15 protein-coding genes and 1 pseudogene are annotated in these 20,101 nt (G+C 49.6%); 6 read left to right on the top strand and 10 right to left on the bottom strand.

From position 1 onward, the window contains the following. Positions 1-190: 190 nt before the first annotated feature. The 9 genes and pseudogenes from BJ917_RS10130 to BJ917_RS10090 all read right to left on the bottom strand — a co-directional run bounded on the left by BJ917_RS10130 (position 191) and on the right by BJ917_RS10090 (position 10,721). Positions 191-1,291, bottom strand: coding sequence for an SAVED domain-containing protein (locus tag BJ917_RS10130; RefSeq protein WP_121103259.1), 1,101 nt, complete (start codon positions 1,289-1,291; stop codon positions 191-193). Beyond that, positions 1,288-1,785: a Mov34/MPN/PAD-1 family protein gene (locus BJ917_RS10125; RefSeq protein WP_158602479.1), complete on the bottom strand. Its 498-nt coding sequence runs from the start codon at positions 1,783-1,785 to the stop codon at positions 1,288-1,290. Before BJ917_RS10125 ends, BJ917_RS10130 begins: the two co-directional genes overlap by 4 nt. Beyond that, a complete protein-coding gene (locus tag BJ917_RS10120) occupies positions 1,770-3,401 on the bottom strand; it encodes a ThiF family adenylyltransferase (RefSeq protein WP_121103257.1) in 1,632 nt (543 codons plus the stop codon). The genes BJ917_RS10125 and BJ917_RS10120 overlap by 16 nt, the downstream gene beginning before the upstream one ends. Then, complete coding sequence (locus BJ917_RS10115) at positions 3,398-4,375, bottom strand: nucleotidyltransferase (RefSeq protein WP_121103256.1); 978 nt, start codon at positions 4,373-4,375, stop codon at positions 3,398-3,400. The genes BJ917_RS10120 and BJ917_RS10115 overlap by 4 nt, the downstream gene beginning before the upstream one ends. Before the next feature lie 309 nt (positions 4,376-4,684). Continuing rightward, a pseudogene (locus tag BJ917_RS10110) lies at positions 4,685-4,932 on the bottom strand (IS5/IS1182 family transposase); the annotation flags it as partial. Between the two features lie 42 nt (positions 4,933-4,974). After that, complete coding sequence (locus BJ917_RS10105; protein ID WP_147432560.1) at positions 4,975-6,297, bottom strand: hypothetical protein; 1,323 nt, start codon at positions 6,295-6,297, stop codon at positions 4,975-4,977. A 144-nt stretch (positions 6,298-6,441) separates the two neighbouring features. Further along, a complete protein-coding gene (locus tag BJ917_RS10100) occupies positions 6,442-8,010 on the bottom strand; it encodes a nucleotidyltransferase (protein WP_121103254.1) in 1,569 nt (522 codons plus the stop codon). A gap of 3 nt (positions 8,011-8,013) precedes the next feature. Then, a complete protein-coding gene (locus BJ917_RS10095; protein WP_158602478.1) occupies positions 8,014-9,330 on the bottom strand; it encodes an HNH endonuclease in 1,317 nt (438 codons plus the stop codon). A gap of 482 nt (positions 9,331-9,812) precedes the next feature. After that, positions 9,813-10,721 carry a site-specific integrase gene (locus BJ917_RS10090; protein WP_121103252.1) on the bottom strand — a complete coding sequence of 303 codons (909 nt, stop codon included), beginning with the start codon at positions 10,719-10,721 and terminating at the stop codon, positions 9,813-9,815. A 191-nt stretch (positions 10,722-10,912) separates the two neighbouring features. Between BJ917_RS10090 and BJ917_RS10085 the strand changes: the two genes are divergently transcribed. Continuing rightward, positions 10,913-11,887, top strand: a complete 975-nt coding sequence (locus BJ917_RS10085) for a DNA-binding protein (RefSeq protein ID WP_121103251.1) — start codon at positions 10,913-10,915, stop codon at positions 11,885-11,887. A gap of 421 nt (positions 11,888-12,308) precedes the next feature. Here BJ917_RS10085 and BJ917_RS31880 read toward each other — a convergent pair whose 3' ends face one another. Further along, a complete protein-coding gene (locus BJ917_RS31880) occupies positions 12,309-12,578 on the bottom strand; it encodes a hypothetical protein (RefSeq protein WP_158602477.1) in 270 nt (89 codons plus the stop codon). Between the two features lie 1,047 nt (positions 12,579-13,625). Here BJ917_RS31880 and BJ917_RS31745 point away from each other — a divergent pair. From BJ917_RS31745 to BJ917_RS10060, 5 genes are all read left to right on the top strand, one after another. Next, positions 13,626-14,279 carry a hypothetical protein gene (locus BJ917_RS31745; RefSeq protein ID WP_147432559.1) on the top strand — a complete coding sequence of 218 codons (654 nt, stop codon included), beginning with the start codon at positions 13,626-13,628 and terminating at the stop codon, positions 14,277-14,279. Continuing rightward, on the top strand, positions 14,276-14,863 hold the full coding sequence (locus BJ917_RS10075) for a DDE-type integrase/transposase/recombinase (RefSeq protein ID WP_121103249.1): 588 nt from the start codon (positions 14,276-14,278) through the stop codon (positions 14,861-14,863). Before BJ917_RS31745 ends, BJ917_RS10075 begins: the two co-directional genes overlap by 4 nt. A gap of 223 nt (positions 14,864-15,086) precedes the next feature. Then, positions 15,087-17,015, top strand: a complete 1,929-nt coding sequence (locus BJ917_RS10070) for a DDE-type integrase/transposase/recombinase (RefSeq protein WP_121103248.1) — start codon at positions 15,087-15,089, stop codon at positions 17,013-17,015. Beyond that, complete coding sequence (locus tag BJ917_RS10065; protein WP_158602476.1) at positions 17,008-17,937, top strand: TniB family NTP-binding protein; 930 nt, start codon at positions 17,008-17,010, stop codon at positions 17,935-17,937. Before BJ917_RS10070 ends, BJ917_RS10065 begins: the two co-directional genes overlap by 8 nt. Beyond that, entirely contained in the window at positions 17,934-19,181 is a 1,248-nt protein-coding gene (locus BJ917_RS10060) for a TniQ family protein (RefSeq protein WP_121103246.1), read from the top strand. The genes BJ917_RS10065 and BJ917_RS10060 overlap by 4 nt, the downstream gene beginning before the upstream one ends. Positions 19,182-20,101 lie beyond the last annotated feature (920 nt).

Raw genomic sequence — 20,101 nt, 5'->3', positions numbered from 1 at the left:
ACCGTTGACCACCGCTTTACCCGGCCGGTAAAAAACGCGCTCGGGACCTGTTGGTAGATTGACTCAACGCTACCCCCCAATGCTATCAGCGAAAAATAATAGCACCGGGGGAATAGCCTACTGCCAGACAACTAACTTAGTAGCGCACATAAAACATTATGCGCCCCACCCAACTGAGGGCCTAACCAAATTATACCGCAGACTCCAGGACCTCATTGTTAATAAATTCCCCATAAGGGATTTCGGAGTTCGGCATCATTACCCCCCAAGGATAAGGGTTTTCTGCTTGCGCACGCTGGTATTGATAAACAATCAACGCTGGCATATTTCTGCCGGCATAGCTTGTCCCCAGTCGCATACTCAATATGCTGGGTGCCGCCAACACCAGATGAATTTTCTTAACGCCAAAACGCTGATGCGACACAATGGCTTCCATGAACTGCTGCATCATCACTTGTATGGACGCCTCGCTAACAACTAGCCCTGGGTAAGCCTCATCAAGCTTTAGCTCTGCAATTGGCACGCCAGGGAAGGACTGACTTACTTCCCTTAAATCGACAGGATATGACACCGAAACCACCAAAACCGCATCATCGGTTTTACCCGAAGCAATGTTTACAGGCATTAAACTTGGCAAATCTGTCCCATTCGCAGGTGAAACCCAATTGAGTGCCTTACGATCCCAGTCAAACCAATTGATCGTGCTTTCAGCAGCGAATAACGCCCCACTTAAAAACAACAGGGGGACAGGTGCCAATCCCCCTGCATAGACAGTCAAGTCACTACGATCACGGCCGTCTTTCTTTTGCTTAAGGAGTTGCGGAAGGTTGTTTACTGCAGCAACTGCCAATTTTTTCTGCTGATCTGTTCCTTCAACCAAATCTCGCACATCAATCAGAATCGACTCCCGGACACCCATAACTCGACGAGGAATTGCGCTTTCGAGTGGCGTGTCGATCGTCTGTTTTAGCCCGCGAAGCTCAACGGCTATCACGCGCTTGCGACGCTGATCCTGAAACAGGACCCAGGACAGATAGAGCCCAATTGCAACCAACAAGCCTCCCAATCCGAGGCACACCGCGGTGACCCACCACTCCTGGTCAGCCGTGGCAATTTCACCCGCAATAAACTCTCCGTCAGTCCCCTTTTTGTTAAACGACAACTTCAGGGCTAAGTTAGGCCCGCCTAACATCAAGAGTGCGCCTGTCGACAGCAGAGCACCTGCTGGTGAGCGTCGGAAATACACCTCAACAATGGTGAGCACACGCTCCATCAGTGGAGAAATTTTCATGGTTTGAAATGTCCAAGGAGAATTAGGGGAAGGTTAGGTCTGGCGAACCAACAACCAATTGTGCGAGTACCAACAATGATGTAAACCAGCCCCCCAGCCGCAAACTTACCTTTAGCCAGGACAGTGCGGCAATCTTCTAAATCGATACCGGAGGGACACGGATTAGGTTCAGGATGGGTGTGCCAAAGTCCAAGTTGCGTACCATGGCCATGATTGGCGTTATGCCATTTTTCAGCTTCGACTTGATGTTTCGGCCCGCGGTAGAAGCTGGCCCGAGAGCGTTTATCCCCTATTCCTGGCACGGTCAGTGACTCCACCAGCAGTCCTTGCGTGTCGAGGTCAATAAACCCAAGAAGCAATCCGCCTGCCTCCGTTGAATCCGGTTTGCGCTGTGCCCAGTCGGCCAACCACCCGATTAGTTTCGGAGATAGCGCCCCTGAGGAACCATCCTCCAAATGCCAGACCACGTGACCAGTACTTAGGCGCTGCAGCATTTGCACCTCGGCTGCGCAAAATCGTCGGGGCCGAGCTCTGAAGGGATACGGCCGGCGCGCAAGGCGAAGTAGGTAGCTGAAGGGGTGATGTGTTCCGCTTTTGCCAGCAATCCTTCCCCAGACCATCGACTGTATGCAGTCGACTCAGCCAACACCCGTTCGACAGCCAAAATTGCCGTACGGGTAGCATCGATAGCGGAGTAAGGCGTAAATGCTCCACAGCCGGTCAGCTGCCGTGTGACATTTTGCCCAGCAGCCACGAGGGCAGTGGTCATACCAGAAACAGGTTGTTGGGTATCTGGATCAATGTACAGGCAATCCAAACACCCCCTCACACCCGGCCTCATTGCAATTGCATGGCCGCCCAGCCCGGCCGCTTCAACGCTGCTGCACACGATCAAACAACGCCAACGCTCCTGAAACGCCATCCGCACAATTGCCCGCTCGAGAACAGAGTTACCAGTCGTCAGCACGACGACATCCACCTGTGAAAGCGCTCCATTCGCCAACAATGGCTGTACGGCAGTGGCTTTAGCAAGCACATCGATACCTGGAGATCGTTGCCTCAGGAGTGTCGCGAGCGCCTCGACCTTGTATTGAGATATCGACTCTTTACCCAGAATGTGTCGACCTAAATTGTCAGCAGTGAATCGATCGTTATCGACTAGTGTGAGCTTGCTGACGCCCCCCAGAGCCAGATGCTCGGCCACTCTCGACCCAATAGAACCACAACCCACCACCATGACATGCTTAGCGACGACCGCACCACCCGTTCGTTGCATCAGATAGTCACGGTCCTGCCGTTTAAGCAGGTAGCTTGTCGCGGACCAGCGCTTGGCTTGAGCGGGAACGCCCCAATACAACAGCACCAATGCATGCCCGTATTTGTTCGGCACACGCAGTAGTACACCTCTGTTTTTTGGAGAGATGGCAATCTCTCTTTGCCCCGGAGATAAACGGCTGAGAAACCCCTCCCACCAGACCACATCGACAGAGCGTCGAAGGTCTAAAAGCTGGTGGATGGTCACGTCAATGAACCCGATGCATTGTTGCTGGCAGTGAGGCAGTTCGGTGATTCCTGAGTTGATCCGCCGAACTATTGGGGTGACCTTAAATGCACCTTGCTTTCGCATTTCCACTTCAGCATAAAGCGGTGTTGCGCTGTCGAGCGGACTGTCTAGCTGAACTGACCACGCACCACAGTTGTTGAGGTATCCCTCTAACTCATCCGCGAAAAGCGCTCGCCGCTCTTCATCTTGCAAGTGACGGTTTGAGGCCAACATCCGCGTTGCTTCAGCCAATAGCCAGCGAAGGACGCCAACGATGTCATTAGGGTCGTATTCGAGCCCCTCGCGATCGCTTACGCAAATATCGCCATCGCTGCTGGTATGCGGCCATCCCCACAGAGGTAAAGCTGTGCACCAAAAAATTGCTGGAAGGTTATGGAAATTCCAACCAATTGGGCACAGCTTCAGTGGCCAAAACTGGCCATGGTCAAACACGGAAAAGGTCCAATAGGGCCTGGCCGGCTCCAAAATTCGTAGGACGCCCTTTGCACCCAGGTCGTGCAACGCCTGCTCAACCTGTTCAACAAAGCGCTTTTGCTCCTCAGTCAAGCTGAACGACCTGAAACGCTAACTCCCGCCGATGTCTGTTTGGTCGTATCCACTTTCGCAGGCACCGGAAAGTCCTCACCAAACTGCTTGCTCAAGATCTTGCATGCTTCGTGGGTATCAGGCTGCTTCGCAGCTTCATTGAGGGAGTCTCGAAGAGCAACCAGACGCCCCTTCAGATCCTCCATTTGCTTGTCGGACATACGCTCGAACAGGTCCGAGTGCGGGGCGACAGGCAGATGGACATTCAAGCGAAGTCCCCAGTAGGCGAGCATCTGGTCAACCAGATCTCGGATGGCTACCAGGTCCCTGGGTTTGCCATCCATAGCGTCGTAGCGAGGGGAGAACCATTTGTATGCAGCGACCGTCAGCCCGATGCTTGGGGTATTTTTGTGGCCAATATGCTGATCACGCCAGCGTTTAAGGGCACGCACAACTCGGCGAAACTGGTTACGGTCGTCGCCTTCAAAACGGTCATTGATTGCGTCGGAGAGCTCCCGCGCTTCTGAGACGACCCATTCCCGATCCGCCAACGGGGTGGTGGACCGGCACCACGCGATATTGGTTTGATCGTTCGCATTGACGCTGTACACCGCCATATCAATATGATGAGTGGCAACACCATCTTTGTAATAAGTTACCGTCACACAGGGACGGCGGATTGTTACGGAGCGGTTATGACGCTCCAAGGCGTCATGCACAAACTTCTTCAGTTTCAGCGGGTCGGCGTAGTCTTCAGGGCTGCAGTCAAAAATGATACCGATGTCCATATCAGGATTACCGTCAAGCGGACGGATACCAGTATCAAGAGCATAGCTCCCCTGATAGAAGGTTTGGTAAGCGGGAGCATCGCCACTGATGTTGTTCTTTAGATCGTTCAGCAGCGTGTCCCGCCGCTCACGCAACTCTTTGCTGCTGTCGTAGCCAAATAGAATTGTGTTGTGAAAACTTTCGAATTGCGACTGTGCGTAAGCCATGTGATCCCCTTCCTCTGGAAAAACAGATCTGGTGACATGGCGATATGATTTCAAGATGGTGGCGCACAATAAAACAGAAAAAATTTTCGCATGGCTGCTTTTGACGCTTGCGGCCCGTCGCGACAGGTAGCAATCGGCCCAGAGCGTGTAACAACGCTCATGACCACATCGTCTCGGATCATCGACCTTCGTTGGCTAAGCGATTGCACAGTCCTATGTTGCGCGTCATCTCGATCGCGGCCTGGACCACGTCAACGCTGTTTTACAGCGTCTCGGATAGGCCAAATAGCCTTTTTTACACCGAGAGTGCTTCATCAAACGGTTAGTGCCGATAATTTTCATGACCCGTTTCAAGGTGTAGGTGAGCACATTCAAGCTCATCTCCGCGTCCATACCGGCCAGCTTTCGGGTCAGGAAGTGCGTCGTACCCATCCGTTGATTGAGAGTCCCGAAAGGATGCTCAACCGTTTTCGGGCTCTCATCATCTCCCGCGCGTCGCTCAGCCAAAACTGCATTTCTTCCAAGACGGCTTCATGTTCCCAGCGTTCAATTCGTCGAGTTCGTTCACAGGATCACCCTCCGGAGTACCGATAGATGGACTATCCGACGTTCTCCTCTATCTCGACCCTTTCAGCAGCAGGAGCTTTTCTTAAGCGAGAGGACACAGTGTAAAACTCTAAAATCCCCGAAATAAATAAATCCAAAGCTTTGCTACCCATTACTTTCACACCCTTAAGAACCCACCAAAAGCTCTGCACGACAGCGGAAACGCCTCGATAAAAAGCTTGTAAAAACCAAATCAACCAGGACCTCGAATTAAGAGCCGCCTCACCAACTAGCGAAACCGAAGCAATTGACGCTTTCCCTCCGGCAAGAAACGCAATCAAGAAAAACACAAATAACTTGTAATGATCTTTCTCCTTATCAAGCTTCACCCTCCCCGCCAAGTCAACCATTCTCTTGTAATAACGCTCTAACGACTTATTGTGTTGCCCGCCGGGAACAAGCATTTTTCTTCCAATGTCACTCACGCCCATATCAAACAACACCGGCAATGAACTGCACGCGCCCGACAATTCGCCGTGTTTGCCACATACTCTATCGTTGATCACTTCTACTTCAGATGAATCAATCAAACTAGACAATTCAAAACTAGAAAAATAGGGCGCCGCCAACGTAATATTTTTCTCATAACGGACTCTAGCAAGCTCTCTCGACACTGCGCTGATCTTTCCACATAACTCTTGGGACAAAACACCAGAATCAGAGTGACAGATCACATTAGCCTTTCTATACGCATCTTGATAGTAACTTAGCTGCGCATCGAAATCGCTGCCCACACTGGTCAATGCATCCTTATTCACTCGCACTTGATTATCTACAACCAAATAAATACACCCAACTAACGTAACAGCACACCATACATGCTCATAATAAAGCTTGAATTTATGACTTTTAAAGAAACTGGCAATTATAACCATCACTGCCCAGCCAAAAATAAATAACAAAAAAAACACAATGGCGGCAATGTACGGCGAGCCCATGTCCCCCTGTAAGCCATAGTGAAAAGCTCTTGGAGGATCAGGCATCTTTGGCATATACCCAAGCACAGAGGCTACGCCTGGTACGAGAAGTACTGTCGTTATTATAACGCCAGGAACTCTTCCAAGTACAAATCCCGCACGAATTACGGCCCATAAAATAGCCAGCACGATAAAAAAGCACCCGCCCGCCAGAATATTAAGACCCTGAGTTGGATCCAGATTAAATATAGGATAGGGGAGATTAGGGTCATAGATATTATTAAGAGCGCCAAAAGCATGAATCCCTTCAAGATTAATACTTAACCAATACGCAACAAACCGCGCAACCTCATAGCAAGGCCTAAAAAACTCTACCAAAAAACTCATAATTTCCTGCATCGCCCCCCCCCGCACAAACTATCAGTCATATTTTGCTAACTTGATCAGCTAATGCCATTTATCAACTCAATATTTTCAAATCCGGCTGCCGCCTCGATAAACAAGAGCAGCAGCCAGAGCTACCGTCCACAATCTAAAACTAACTCACATAATATTGACAATAAATGGGCCGCTGCGGGCAACGCAGTACCCATCTTTAACGATGAAGCACTCCATACTGTGGCTACCCCCATACAGGGTGCTTTCCCGTTTTTCCAAACGTCCGGCCTGTACGACACCTTCCTCGAACCCGCCGCGTAAACCACGGACTTTGCGAGCATCAAGACCCGTATTCACTACCTGCCAATAAACTTTATATGGATACTGGATATCGGTCTGAGCATGGAAGACCAACTGAGCGTGTTTAGGTAACGCGGACTCATCGCTTCCAACCATATATGGACGGTGACCGGCACGCGTAACCGTCATCCCTGATACTGTCACGGAGCCTTGAGCCAGCTCCCGCCAGACCATCGGCTTGCGATGTGGCGCATCCAGAATCCTTCTAACTTTGTTGCTGATAAAGCCTTTCGCTTTACTTAAGCCCTCCAGGAGACTGCCTGCGGCCGATTGTTTGGTTACTGCCGACTCCACAAGAGAACGCCCCATTCGCGGCGCAAGGATATCTACAAAGGAGTCCGCATCCGTCATTCGAGCCGCGGCTTCGAAGTCGGCCCGCGCCATGGTGAGCCAATCGTAGAAAGCATCTTTCTTATCCGGGGCCTCCTCCCACTTGTCAGCGAAGTTCTCACGAGGGTCAGTGGGATTTTCGATCCAGTACACGCCGTCTTTGATAGCAATGTATCTGTCCATGCCTTGCAGAATGCTCTGCAAGGCACCACCAGTCGTGATCTCCTGGTTATACGCATGCGCTGCTAACGTTGTGAGGATGATCGAGATAGGCCGAATCTCGGGATCTTCGCTGAAGCGCACGTCTCGGTGGCGTTTTAGTATCTTGATTGCAGCCTGTAGAGGCGTCCTGACTCTGTGCTCGGGGATTTCTTCTATCGAGGCCCGTTCGTTCAACGCCATGGCCTGCCGCCTAGCATTGAAGACAACTTTCATCCTGGATCGAAACCACTCAGAGTAGCCCTTTGGATTGCTACCAGGCCAATCCTCGCTGTGCCGGTGGTAGTTAAGGTGTTCCCGATCAGTAATTGCCATCGCCTGATCGGCCAATGCAATGCTACGACCTGTCGCCTCAATCAGAGATCGCTGCCGGGCTCCATCAGGGAGCGCTGGCAAAACATCCATGTGAAACTGGGCATCATCGGCATAGTTCAATGTCCAGCACCGACGCGCCTCCTCCGGTGATTTCATATTTTTGGAACGGGCATAATCCTTGAGCTCAAGGCCTAGCAACTCTTTCAGCTGGAATTGCGTATATTGCCGTTTGGACGCATCCACTTCACAAACAATATCGAGGTCGTAGTCTTCCTTTGCATCCAGAGGTTTGATCACTGTTCCCAGTCGAAAGGAGCCTTGGGGGTAAATCGTAGTTTCTTGCTGAGCGAAGCGAGAACCTGGCCGATCCAGCCATTTACCAACAGACTTATAGCTTCGCTCGGCGGCTTCATAGTGGCTGGGAGGGATCTCCAACGCATCCGCCAAGTCATTAAGCATCCGCTCTGCTTGAGTGGTGGGAGCCACTGGCGTGAATGTCTCTAGCTTCATGACTCAGGCCTCATGCGAAAGGGTTAGGCCGCGCTCATATCGGCTGGGGTTCTGCTGCCGGTTGTAAAGGGTCATTGATAAGGCACCTTTGACCTGGATCCGCCCGAGCGCAATAGCACACGATACCGGCAGCGCGCCAAACAAATGGACATGAGCCTCAGGCCCATGTAAGCGCTCGATATGGCTCAAGAGTTCCCGGAAGGACCGCATGAAGTCCTCTACATCGTCGTGCGCCTGAATCAGATTGGGATTTACCTCTGCCGCTGAGAACTTATAGAGAGGAACTGAGGGCAATGCACTGCACACCAGGTCCTCGTGAGTGGGAAAGGACAGTTCACATAGCACCCCAATGTCCCCTCCTCGCTGCTCGCAGGAACCAGACAAATGCTGAAAGCTGAAGACAGGTGCGGGAAAGCGGCGCTTCTTGGGCCAAGACCATGTCGCTGCATCTCGATCGTACTGCCGCATTTGCGCTTCGATTTCATCGGTCAGAGGAGCCCGGCCAGGATTAAGCTCGGCCACATAGGGTTCGAAGGGCATCGCTTTGCGGGTATCAGGAATTAGGCTACCCAAAAGTGCTAGGACAGGGATGGATGCAAGCCCAAAAAGGCTGAAATGCTCAACCTGATTGAGCCTTATGAGAGTGCTCTCAAGAACTTTACTTTCCAGCTCACGTTGCACTTTCTTTCGTGCCATTGCCCAGAACTCTGGGGAGCTGTCGAGTGTGTCTACCTCCAACAGGCTGAGCAGATCTATATGAATAGGATGGTTGAGGGCTGGCACCATGCCGGCGTTGACAATAGCCATGTTGATATCGTTGATATCCAACGGTTGCAGCCGCGACTTGCCAACGGCTGCGCTGATGTAAATAGCAACACTTTGAGGCTTTTTCACCAAATCCATGAGACGTTGCACTAACGCCTCATGATCGTGTTTAAGTTTCATCAACGCATCGGTGGGGAATAGCTTATCTCCCCGCTGTCGATCGTCGATGATCTTGTGACAGACCCTGCATAGCAGCAGATGGTTCTCGATCTTTTCGGCTAGACAGGCAGACTGTTTGGAGTCACCGCGCACCCCGCCAGTTGAAGACGCAATCACATGCGCATTTTCGGCTAAGTTGAAAGCTCGCCAACCTGAAGGGTCACGACTCAGATCGACATTGCAGCGTTGGCAACGCCCGCCAGCGCGCCCCCACAGCAAACGCTCATCGCCCTGCTTCAGATCTCCGTTTCGGCCTTTTCCAGTGGGTGTTTTCGAAGAACTTTTTTGAGGAGTTCCGGGTGTCTTTGTCACTGGGTTATCTTGCACAGCTTCCATTCCATGACCTGTATATAAAAACATGATGGCACATCGTAGCACCGACTGGGGGTCGAATGGGAGGCGTACAAATGTGGAGCCCCAACAGGAAAAGTCGCGACAGGTCCAAAGACTCAACGTTCAAGACTTGGTCCAGGAGTGGCCGTTCGATCGTGTTGCACGTAACGACAGCAATGCCGAAGTGCATATCCCGAAAGACCAATTTGGGTGGGCTGATAGCCGTTGGCCAAGAGGGCACCGGGCATTTCACAACGCATTTCTGTAGGAAACGAGGAAGAGCAATTGAAAGAAGAAAAGCAAGTGCTGTAAACCAATTTTTTGAGTTGTTATCTTCAGTGGTTTACAGATCAAAAAATCAGTTTACATATCCAAAGTATAGCGACTTAGCGCTCAACAATCGGCTGACCGATATCACCATACTGGACTCAATAGCACGCTTGCCCTGCTCCCTTCCCAACAGCCCCTGTAAGGAGTCCGCATGCCTAACGCGCCCAATCACCGAAGGGAGCATCGGCGTCTATGTAGCGGGCTGCCGACTGCACATCGCGCCAACCGACATACTCCATCAACGCCTTGCTGCTCCACTGGTTGCGACTGGCCCAAGTGGCAAAACCGCGGCGCAGCGAATGTGCGGTGTATTCCTCGCCAGCCACACCACTGCGCAAAAATGCCAGTCTCAATATCCGCGAAACACTGTTCGAATTGACCGGTTCCACCGCTAAGTGACCCCAACGATCGATGGCGCGAAACACCGGCCCTTGGTGGATGCCACTGACCGTCAGCCAATCCTGGTAGGCATTCACTGGGCACAGCCGCTTCAGCGCCGGGAGTACCAGGGTACGGCCGCGATGGTCGCGGTCGGTTTTACTGCTGGCGAGGAAGATGTCCAACGCTTGTCCTTCGCGCAGTTGAATGTGCTCGACCCGCAGCCGACACAATTCGTCGCCCCGCAGCGCGCGCCAAAAGCCCATCAGGATCAACGCCTGATCGCGTGCCGCGCGCAACCGCACCGCCAACTGATCGGCAGTCAGTTGCCCGGCCAGCCCCTCGATGCACGCTTCCAGCCTCTGTAACTGCAGCGCTTCGGCCTGCTTGATCGGTTGTGGATGCAGCGCCTGAATACCGCGCATGACATCGCGCACCCGTGACGCCTTGGTCGGGTCGGCAAAGCCGTGCTGCTGGTGCCATTGGGCCAGGGCCGCGAGGTGTGTGCGCAGGGTATTGCTGGACAACTGCGCACCATACGCCGCCAGGTAACGCACGATGCTTTCGCTGGTGGCCGGCAGCATCCCGCCCCACTCCGCTTCAAAGTGCTCAATGACTTGTGCATAGCGGCGCACGGTGCTGTCACGACGCGCCGCGTGCAGGTACCGCTCGGCTGAATCGCTCACCCAACCTCCCGCGTACCGCGATTTCGGGATTCAACGTCGAAAAAGGCCCCTCACGTTCAAGAAATCCTGATTCTCAAACGCCAGTTCGTCCGAATTTGTTCACAATCCTGCGTAGCGTGTTAGGTGTAATCACATACCCTGTAAAACAGTACGAAATAATCTGAGTACGGCTCCGATTGGGAGTAACCCGTATGGCCCGTGCAGGCATCAACAAGGCCCTGGTGCAGGACGCGTGTGACGCCTTGCGCGCACGCGGCGTGCATCCCAGCATCGACGCCGTCCGTGTCGAACTGGGTAACACCGGCTCCAAAAGCACCATTCAGCGCTTCCTCAAAGAACTCGCAGAGCGTGGGCCGAGTACACGCGCCCTTAACCTGGGGGACGAACTGCTGGCGTACATCAGCAGTCTAGCCGAGCGCCTGACCGAACACGCCTTGGCGGCCGTGGCCGACGACCGGGCTCGCCTGCAACGCCAACAAGAGACATTGGCTCGCCAACGCATTGCCGAACAGGCACGTTTGGAGCAGATGCAGCAGTCACACGCCACCGCACTGGCTGAACGCCGCGAGGGACTGGAACGGGAACGCGCGTTGAGCGAACGACTAAACGAGGCCGAAGGCGAACGCCAACGCCTGCGTGAAGCGGAGCACAGTTTGGACCGGTTGCTGGAGGAGCGTGCCGCCCAGATCCAGTCCCTCGAAGACAAGCATCGACATGCCCGCGCCGCGCTCGAACACTACCGCGAACAACAAGCGGAACAGCGCGAACACGAGTTGCGTCAACATGAAGTGCAACTGCAACAGTTACAGCAGGAACGCCGTACCCTACTGGGGCAAGTGCTGGCGAAGCAGGAGGAAGCCGGCCAACTGTATCGCGACTTGGAACGCCTGAGCGGCGAACAGCGGCAACAACAGCAGCAAACCCGGGCGTGCGAGCGTGAACTGCAACAGCTGCGTTTACAGCTTCATGAATGCGTCAGGAGCCGAGAAACGGACCAACTACGAATCCAGGCGCTATCGACCGAATGGGCGGCGCTACACGAAAAAGCCAAACGTTATCTACTCATGCATCGCCAGGGCTCCAAGGACCTCCGAGCAATATCCCAGCAAAACGAGAAGCTCCATATGCAATTGGCTCAGCAGAGCAGTAACACACCTGGGGCCTGAAACGCCTCGTCAACATTGCTACTTCGTACTCAATGGCTGCGCGCATGTGGGGATTATCTCATCGGTGCAATGGTGCACTGATTCAGGGTTAACCGAGCAATTGAAACTTAACGAGTCGGCATACAAGACCGCGCACAAAGGTGGCCTCTGCACCTGCCTTAACTTAGTTTGTGATGAAAGACAGTCGCCCCCCCTGCGTCGCAAATTGGCGGATCCAGACGCCCGTGATGCTTGCCGTAGCTCGAGGTGATGTATGAACTGTGCCTCACGCACTGACCGTTCGGTTGACCGCTCATGGCCGACGTCAAGACACTCCAGTGAAAACAGCTGACAAAACCTTGAGTGGAAAAGGATAGAGGCCTAAGAGATCGGTATATGGAAATACCCCAGTCTAAACGTGCATATATTTGCGTGTCGTATCTCAGTTGACCAATTGACCGGGCTTGGGAGGGTCACCCACCTGGAGCATAAAAGGAGGATGACGACGCAACGCCTGATAGAGGCGGCGTAAAATAGGATAGTGAAAAATTGAAACGTGTTCGTTGGCCGCAAGCGTCAGAGTATCAAACAAATGCTTTTGTTCATCGTCCGCAAGCTTCTGAACAAGCCGAGTTAACTTAGCCGCACCTTCATCAGAGTTGATCAGTCCCACCACACGCGCAGCGTTGATCCATTTGGCCCAGAATGCCACGAGCGCATCCAATTCCGAGCGTGTTTTTGGCCACCCATCTCCGACCCACTTCGCAGGCCCTAGCAGCGCGATACCCAGCAGACTATTTATTAAATCAAACAATGCATATCTTACGAACCCCACCGGCGTCAAATAACATGTTACCGCCAAAAGAGTGGGGAAATACCTCCAGCATTGCACCCTGATTCTGTCTTTTGGGCGTAGCCCAGATATTATAGTAAGCAACCGAGCCAGCTCCACGTCCACCGCCCAGTGATTAGGGAGCCACCTGAAAAAAATCAAGTCATCGCCATCACATACTTCGCAAAACTCCCCAGCGTCAATCAGCAACTCGTCAAACTCCCGATAATTTTGACTCAATGCTCGATAGAGTGGGTGTCTGATCCAGTGTTGCGCCTTAGGGCACCCCCGGAGAATTTGTTGTAGTCGTGCATGGAAGGGTACAACCCCATTCAGATACTCCTGGAACATCTTATCCGGAAAAGAGCATCTAGGAACCCGGCACACGATTTCAAACCAACGGGTTAACCCGAATGCTGTGTGATGTACCTGCACCAGATGAGCAATCGCATGGGCAATAAGCTTGCCGCGAAAGTGTTGACACTTCGATTTCCTCGGTCTGGCCATCATGCTCCCGGACGAGATCAGTTTTTCGGGTACAACGCAGTTTACGCCCATTCGTACCAACGGTATGTACGAGTCATATTTTTCATGGGTGTATTTTTCAACGCACCTCCGCCCCGCTTAGCAAGCGCGATCTAGAGCCCGCAAGCAATATAAAAACACGCTTTTTTGGGGACGTTTTACGGGTTTATATTTTTTTACCTGCCTGGTGTAACGTTGTTTATATCGAACACCTCGAAACAACAGAATAGAGGCCCTAAGAAAACCGACAAGAAGTACAGGTATATAGCCAATTAGTCTAAAACAAAGATCGTTTCCACTGCGGCTTTCGGTGTCTTGAATGTGCCCCACACCAGAGACACTTCATCTCGCCGCCCGTATACGCGATCAAACCCCGTTGCAGCGCTCCGCAGGAGTCATAACATGCTAAATCGCGAATGGTCGCCAGAAGGGAGAGAACCAGTTAGAAACTTTAACCGTTCACACTACGGCAAACACATTGTGTTTTTTCCTTCACAAAAAAACAATAAACAAATCATATGTGAAAGCCGCCACGAAGCTGATTATTGCGTTGTTTTAGAGTTGGATAAAAACGTGAGAACTTATTTCCTTCAACCGGTAACTTCCGAATTTAGGCTTGGTCTAAAAACAATCCATTACACCCCAGATTTTTTTGTAAGAACTCATGACCATACTGATTATTTTTCAGAAGTGAAACCAACGTTCGACCCATGCTCTCCCGGGTACTTGCAGATTTTACACTTATTCGAAAAACAGGCTCGAAAACTTCACTACGGCTTCCTCAAAGTTGAAGATCCGCCACCCGAGCAATTAACAAGAAAAAGCACTCTTCAGACGTTATACCTCCGATCACTGCAAGCCACAGAAATCGAATATCAGTACTTAGTCAACGAAACACAAGGCATAAGCTCACTGACCATAGGAGAACTACTCATGCAATCAGATGCCCCCTCGATGAGGGCTATTGCTAAAGCCATCATCCAAGGGGTTATCTGGATAGACCTTAAACAACCATTAAATTTAAACACTTTACTAGTATTTGGGAGTTCAAAATGAACAGCTTACCAATAAGGCCCGGGGCTCAATATGCTCTATACCAAAACATCCACGAAATAATCACTGTCGATCCCACGCAGATCGCGCTTCGGTCGATCAAAAGTAAACATTACGTATTTATTCCACACGATACGTTTCGTGCCCTGCAAGTGAACGGGGAGCTAACACTTCATCAACAGGCACCGATAGACAAATCACTCACTTCCATCTTGGCTAACTTGAACATCAAACAATCTAAAGACGTGCGCCGAAAAGCGTACGATCTACGCGGCCCTGGAAAAAAATATCAAGGTTCGCTACCAGAGGATTCCGAGCCCGGTGGGCGCATGGAAGTACTGGCATTAGACAACGGCATGGAAATTGCCAACCAAACGATCCAAAACATTGTTGCGATACTGGGTTTTAAATTCACCTACGGTCCACCTGGCTGTCCAGAAGTTAAAGCTCACGTCGAGCGTTTTTTTGGCACACTTAATCCAAACTTAATTCACGCCATACCCGGCACAACCTATTCAAATAGAGAACTGAAAGGTAATTATAATTCTGATAAAAAAAGACTGCCTTACCTTAGAAAAACTAAATGATGTCAGACGTTATACCTACGATCACTGCAAGCCACAGAAATCGAATATCAGTACTTAGCCAACGAAATACAAGGCAAAAGCTCACTGACCATAGGAGAACTACTCATGCAATCAGATGCCCCTCGATGAGGACTATTGCTAAAGCCATCATCCAAGGGGTTATCTGGATAGACCTTAAACAACCATTAAATTTAAATACATTACTAGTATTTGGGAGTTCCAAATGAACAGCTTACCAATAAGGCCCGGGGCTCAATATGCTCTATACCAAGACATCCACGAAATAATCACTGTCGATCCCACGCAGATCGCGCTTCGGTCGATCAAAAGTAAACATTACGTATTTATTCCACACGATACGTTTCGTGCCCTGCAAGTGAACGGGGAGCTAACACTTCATCAACAGGCACCGATAGACAAATCACTCACTTCCATCTTGGCTAACTTGAACACCAAACAATCTAAGGACGTGCAGCGAAAAACGTACTATCTACGCGGCCTTGGAAAAAAATATCAAGGTTCGCTACCTCACTCACGAACAATCAATGAATTGACATTATTGGCTGCCAAGATTGGCGACTTAAAACCACCTTGTTACACCACCGTCTATACTTGGTTCCGCGAGTACAAGTCAGCCAATTTCAATCCACTTGCACTCCTCAAACACCCGAGCAATCTCCCGCGAGGCAAACAACTCAACGACGCCACTCATACCATCATCCGAGAATACACTCATAATTTTTATTTAAAAAGACCACATCCAACTGTCAAAACATTATACCGATTCATTTGCTCACACATTGAAAACACAAACCGTGCCAACCTACCACTTAATATCGCCCCAATAGAGATTCCGTCATTGAGTACGGTTCATCGGGCAATTAGAAAAATAAACCGCTATTTATTGGATCTGCATCACCACGGCTTAAGCCATGCCCAGAGAGCTCATAAATATGGCCTGAAGCATGATGTACCCGCGGCATTGCTTGCCGTCGTGGAAGGTGACTCTCATTTGGTCGACTTAGAACTGGTCGATGAAAACGGCAACAACATGGGCCGACCTTGGCTATTCATACTGATCGAAGTGATGACTCGTTGCATTATTGGTTGGGAACTTTCATTTGTACCGCCATGCGCAGAAAAGGTGCTCCGCGCGTTCCGAATGGCGCTCGAAACTTCAGAGGATTCCGAGCCCGGTGGACGCATGGAAGAACTGGTATTGGACAACGGCATGGAAACTGCCAACCAAACGATCCAAAACATTGCTGCGATACTGGGTTTTAAACTCACCTACGGGCCGCCTGGTTGTCCAGATGTGAAAGCTCACATCGAGCGTTTTTTTGGCACACTTAATACAAATTTAATTCACGCCATACCTGGCACCACCTATTCAAATAGAGAAATGAAAGGCGATTATAATTCTGATAAAAAAGCTTGCCTCACTTTAGAAAAACTAAATGATGTTTTTTCACGTTGGATTCGAGATGTATACCATGACTTTTACCATACCGGGATACACCAAACCCCGCACCAGGCTTGGACAGCCGCATTGGCACAACAACTCCCACCGGAACGCTATTCTAGAGAAGATCTGGACGGACTTTGCCGAAGTATAATATTTCGAAAATGTGCAAATGGCTGTGTACATTTTCTTAATTTAAGCTGGACCGGCCCCGCGCTGTCGGACATAGCACACCGCTTAAAAGCCAATCAAAAAGCAATGATTTACTATGACCCCTCAAACTTGTCGACTGTATGGGTTGCTCACCCGGAACGACCCACAGAATTATTTGAAGCCTACTCTACCGATCCACACTATCAGAATCATTTGACTTTATTTGAACACAAACTGGTGCTGGAGCAACTAAAAAAAGAACGCCATGCTTTTTCCGACGTTCACGCACGGCAAACACTTCTCGAAATTCACAAAGAAATTCAGTTAATCAGCGAAGGAAAAAAAGCGAAAGTCACCACCAATAAAAATACAGTAAAAAAATCCACCAAGAAAACCAATGTGCAACACAACAATATCAAGAAAACATCCAAAACACGCCCTGGACTTCCAGCTCCGGCTGAAGCTATACGCATGGATGACCTTGATGGCCCTACCGCCTACCCAATTATTTCCCCGAAGGACGACAAAGATGAATGACTTTATCATGAAGAAACTAATAGCGTTTTCAAGTCTGACAGTACTATATCCGTCATATGAGAGAGCAATCAATAAGATTATGCACAGCGTTAGCGTGACATCCACACGTCGAGAACCAAGCAGTGCAATGCTGTTAGGTAATGCCGGCACAGGTAAATCGACCATCTGCAGGAACCTAGTAAATATTCTGGGAGTACCTGTTGATGCAGAGGACTCTCATGGCGTCTATCGCTATACACCAGCTCTCCTGTGTTCAATTCCAGCCAGCTGCACCATCAAGAGTTTGTCCGTCGAAATTCTCGACCAATTAGGCGCCACCGACACCTACTCCAGAAACGCCATACTCGAACACCTCATAATAACCAAATTGAAGACATGCAAGACAAAAGTCATAATACTCGATGAATTTCACCACCTGCTTGAAAAAGGAGCCGACAAAACTCGCGAGACCCTGTGTAACTGGGTAAAATCGCTAATGAATAACACTTTGGTACCATTTGTGTTAGTTGGGACGCCCAATTGTGAAGCCATTATTGACAACCACCCACAACTGGCAAGACGCTACCCTTTCCGAGCCCGACTGAACAACCTCGGATACAATTCAGAATTCAAGATATTTCTAGCTACTTTAATTGGTGAGATGGTAAAAATTGGTGATTTCCGTGCAGAACCTTTCCTCCTAGATGAGCAAACAAAAAAGATTTTTTATGTCATCAGCGGAGGAAACCTTAATACGTTGTGTCTGCTGCTTTCGGAAATCCTGCTAGTCGCGCTTCTCAGAGAAGAAAACACCTTAACTCGAGAGGACTGCATCTCAGCATTCGACAACCTGGATATCATTCCATTTTTCTCATTGCAGGGTAATCCGTTCACCGCAGATCCCCGCACAATAAATAACATACTTAGCAAGAACTCCCCATGAAACATCTCTGTTTTGTGGCTACTCCCTATCACGAGGAAAGCCCCAGTAGCATCCTGATGAGAACGGCTTTTCATAATGGCTATACCTCTGTTTATGAAATGAAAGCCGCCCTAAACATTTCAAAAACAAAAAGTTTGCTGCAATTGGTTTTCGCAGACGGCAATATGTGTATAGCACTGTGCGGCGAATGCCCTGACCTCGCAACTCGATTAAAAAAAAGTTTCTACTCACAATTGTTGAAACTGCATATATATCGTGACGAAACGATAATTGCTGGAATGACAGTACCCTGGGCGGCGCTTCGGCGACCTTGCGTATTTTGCCCGCTTTGCCTTCAAGAAGGTCATATGAGATTTATTCAAGACATTGCGGGACTCCTATCGTGCCCCTATCATAACGTACAATATTTGACAGTGTGCGCAGCGTGTAATCGTCCTTTTAAATGGAAGGAATCGGTAGATTACCATTGCCGATGCGGGTTCGATTTACGGCTTTCACCATCCGTCTACGATACTGATGATTCAGGTCTTAAGCTACTTGAACTATTCCATAACCATGACCAAGAAACCTTTAATCGAACATTTGCTGCACTTCAATGCCTCAACGTCCGAACTCCAGCCACTCCAACCACTCCGTCTAAATTTGACATTTTTCGCACCGCACTGGAAATTGGATCGCGAAATGAAAAATGCCTATCAGACTTTATCAATGCGTGCATTAAAAGCTATGGGCAAATGCATCCATCCGCCATTACCGCCCCCTGGCTTTTATCTAATGACGCTTGGATACAGACAACCACTGCCAAGCTTAACGCTCAACGGCGATGGAAAAGTACTCCCTGCGCAAAACCAAATTGTTGTGCAAAACTTAGTTTAACATCCGATTATTTTGTTCATCATCTTGCCATGACCAGGACAGCTCTCTCTGAAGCCACAACCATAAGAACCGTCATCAAAAAACGCATCGGCAAAAAATGCTACTACACTTCGGACACCATGTGTGAATTTGTGGCCGATAAAATTGGATGTGCAAACCATTTGCCGAATTTTCACAACATCATTCGGAGTGATTATTGCCATATGCTAGACGCAGTAAAAATACTGCACTTGCCTTACAGGCAGATACACAACCTAATAGACTACGGATACTTTAAAGACTGCATAAAAATCAACAAAACGCATATACTCATAGCAAAAAAAACATTACAAATTTTGCTACCACCTACATTAGCAGTTCTGAGCTAGCGTCTGCTTCATCTATAAAAATCTTCTCAACAACACTTCATGAAGTATTAAAATCTCTTAATATACAAGCACTCGAACTACCTTCTACCTCCTACACCCGTTTCAGGATCTACCCCAGAGCATCCATCAATTCGAAAGTCATAGATCAAATAATCGCATTCAACGACTCACGAAAGCCCGTTCGAAAATCCCGAAAATACTTGCTTCCACCCTCAGCGATCGCAGAAGAACTTAATTTAAAAATTGCCACAACTACTATCATGCTCAAACAACCTCAAGTTTTCGTCAGAAATATTAAAAAAATGTTATCCCTCGACGCAAACCGTTTACCACATTTCCTTCATTCCGAGTTAAGGTACTGGCGCAAACACCATTACACCAGCAAGGAAGCTGCAGCGCGATTAAACATGTCTCACCGTGCTTTCTCACATCGATTCGGAAGCAATAAAGTGCTCTGTCGAAAAAATACTCTACGAGAGACCTTTTACGACGACAAAACATTGAAGTCTATGGAAAAACAATGCCGTCGGTTTATAACAAAACGCCAGGCGCAGGATCTTGGTGATTTTTCTGAAAACCAGCTAGAAAAATGTATTAAACTAGGCTTAATTCGCCAGTTCGACTGCATTAATCAAACAACCTCAATGGTTATCCACCTTGTTTATCTGTCAGATGTTTTGGCTTGTGAACACTCATCACCCGGGCGCGCTCCCCATAATCCATCCTTCGCCCAACTCAGGAACCGATTCTGAAGTTTCGCTACCCGTTCAATGCTCGGTCACAAAAGCCAATCTCTTGCCTTTTGTTTGTTAGATTCTGTGCGCCCCGCCCTTTTCAAAATTAAATTCATGATGAGTTACCGTCAGATATAGTTGTCGTATGCTGAAGCGCGCTCACTTTTTTCAGTAGTAAACGTCTCG

The sequence above is a fragment of the Pseudomonas sp. WPR_5_2 genome, from assembly GCF_003634475.1.
Lineage (GTDB): Bacteria > Pseudomonadota > Gammaproteobacteria > Pseudomonadales > Pseudomonadaceae > Aquipseudomonas > Aquipseudomonas izuensis.
This window is presented reverse-complemented; position numbering and strand designations above follow the sequence as displayed.

Coding starts and splice junctions, on each gene's coding strand:
- BJ917_RS10130 (WP_121103259.1), bottom strand. CDS start 1,291: ATGAAAATTTCTCCACTGATGGAGCGTGTGCTCACCATTGTTGAGGTG.
- BJ917_RS10125 (WP_158602479.1), bottom strand. CDS start 1,785: ATGCTGCAGCGCCTAAGTACTGGTCACGTGGTCTGGCATTTGGAGGAT.
- BJ917_RS10115 (WP_121103256.1), bottom strand. CDS start 4,375: ATGGCTTACGCACAGTCGCAATTCGAAAGTTTTCACAACACAATTCTA.
- BJ917_RS10105 (WP_147432560.1), bottom strand. CDS start 6,297: ATGCAGGAAATTATGAGTTTTTTGGTAGAGTTTTTTAGGCCTTGCTAT.
- BJ917_RS10100 (WP_121103254.1), bottom strand. CDS start 8,010: ATGAAGCTAGAGACATTCACGCCAGTGGCTCCCACCACTCAAGCAGAG.
- BJ917_RS10095 (WP_158602478.1), bottom strand. CDS start 9,330: ATGGAAGCTGTGCAAGATAACCCAGTGACAAAGACACCCGGAACTCCT.
- BJ917_RS10085 (WP_121103251.1), top strand. CDS start 10,913: ATGGCCCGTGCAGGCATCAACAAGGCCCTGGTGCAGGACGCGTGTGAC.
- BJ917_RS31745 (WP_147432559.1), top strand. CDS start 13,626: ATGCTAAATCGCGAATGGTCGCCAGAAGGGAGAGAACCAGTTAGAAAC.
- BJ917_RS10075 (WP_121103249.1), top strand. CDS start 14,276: ATGAACAGCTTACCAATAAGGCCCGGGGCTCAATATGCTCTATACCAA.
- BJ917_RS10070 (WP_121103248.1), top strand. CDS start 15,087: ATGAACAGCTTACCAATAAGGCCCGGGGCTCAATATGCTCTATACCAA.
- BJ917_RS10065 (WP_158602476.1), top strand. CDS start 17,008: ATGAATGACTTTATCATGAAGAAACTAATAGCGTTTTCAAGTCTGACA.
- BJ917_RS10060 (WP_121103246.1), top strand. CDS start 17,934: ATGAAACATCTCTGTTTTGTGGCTACTCCCTATCACGAGGAAAGCCCC.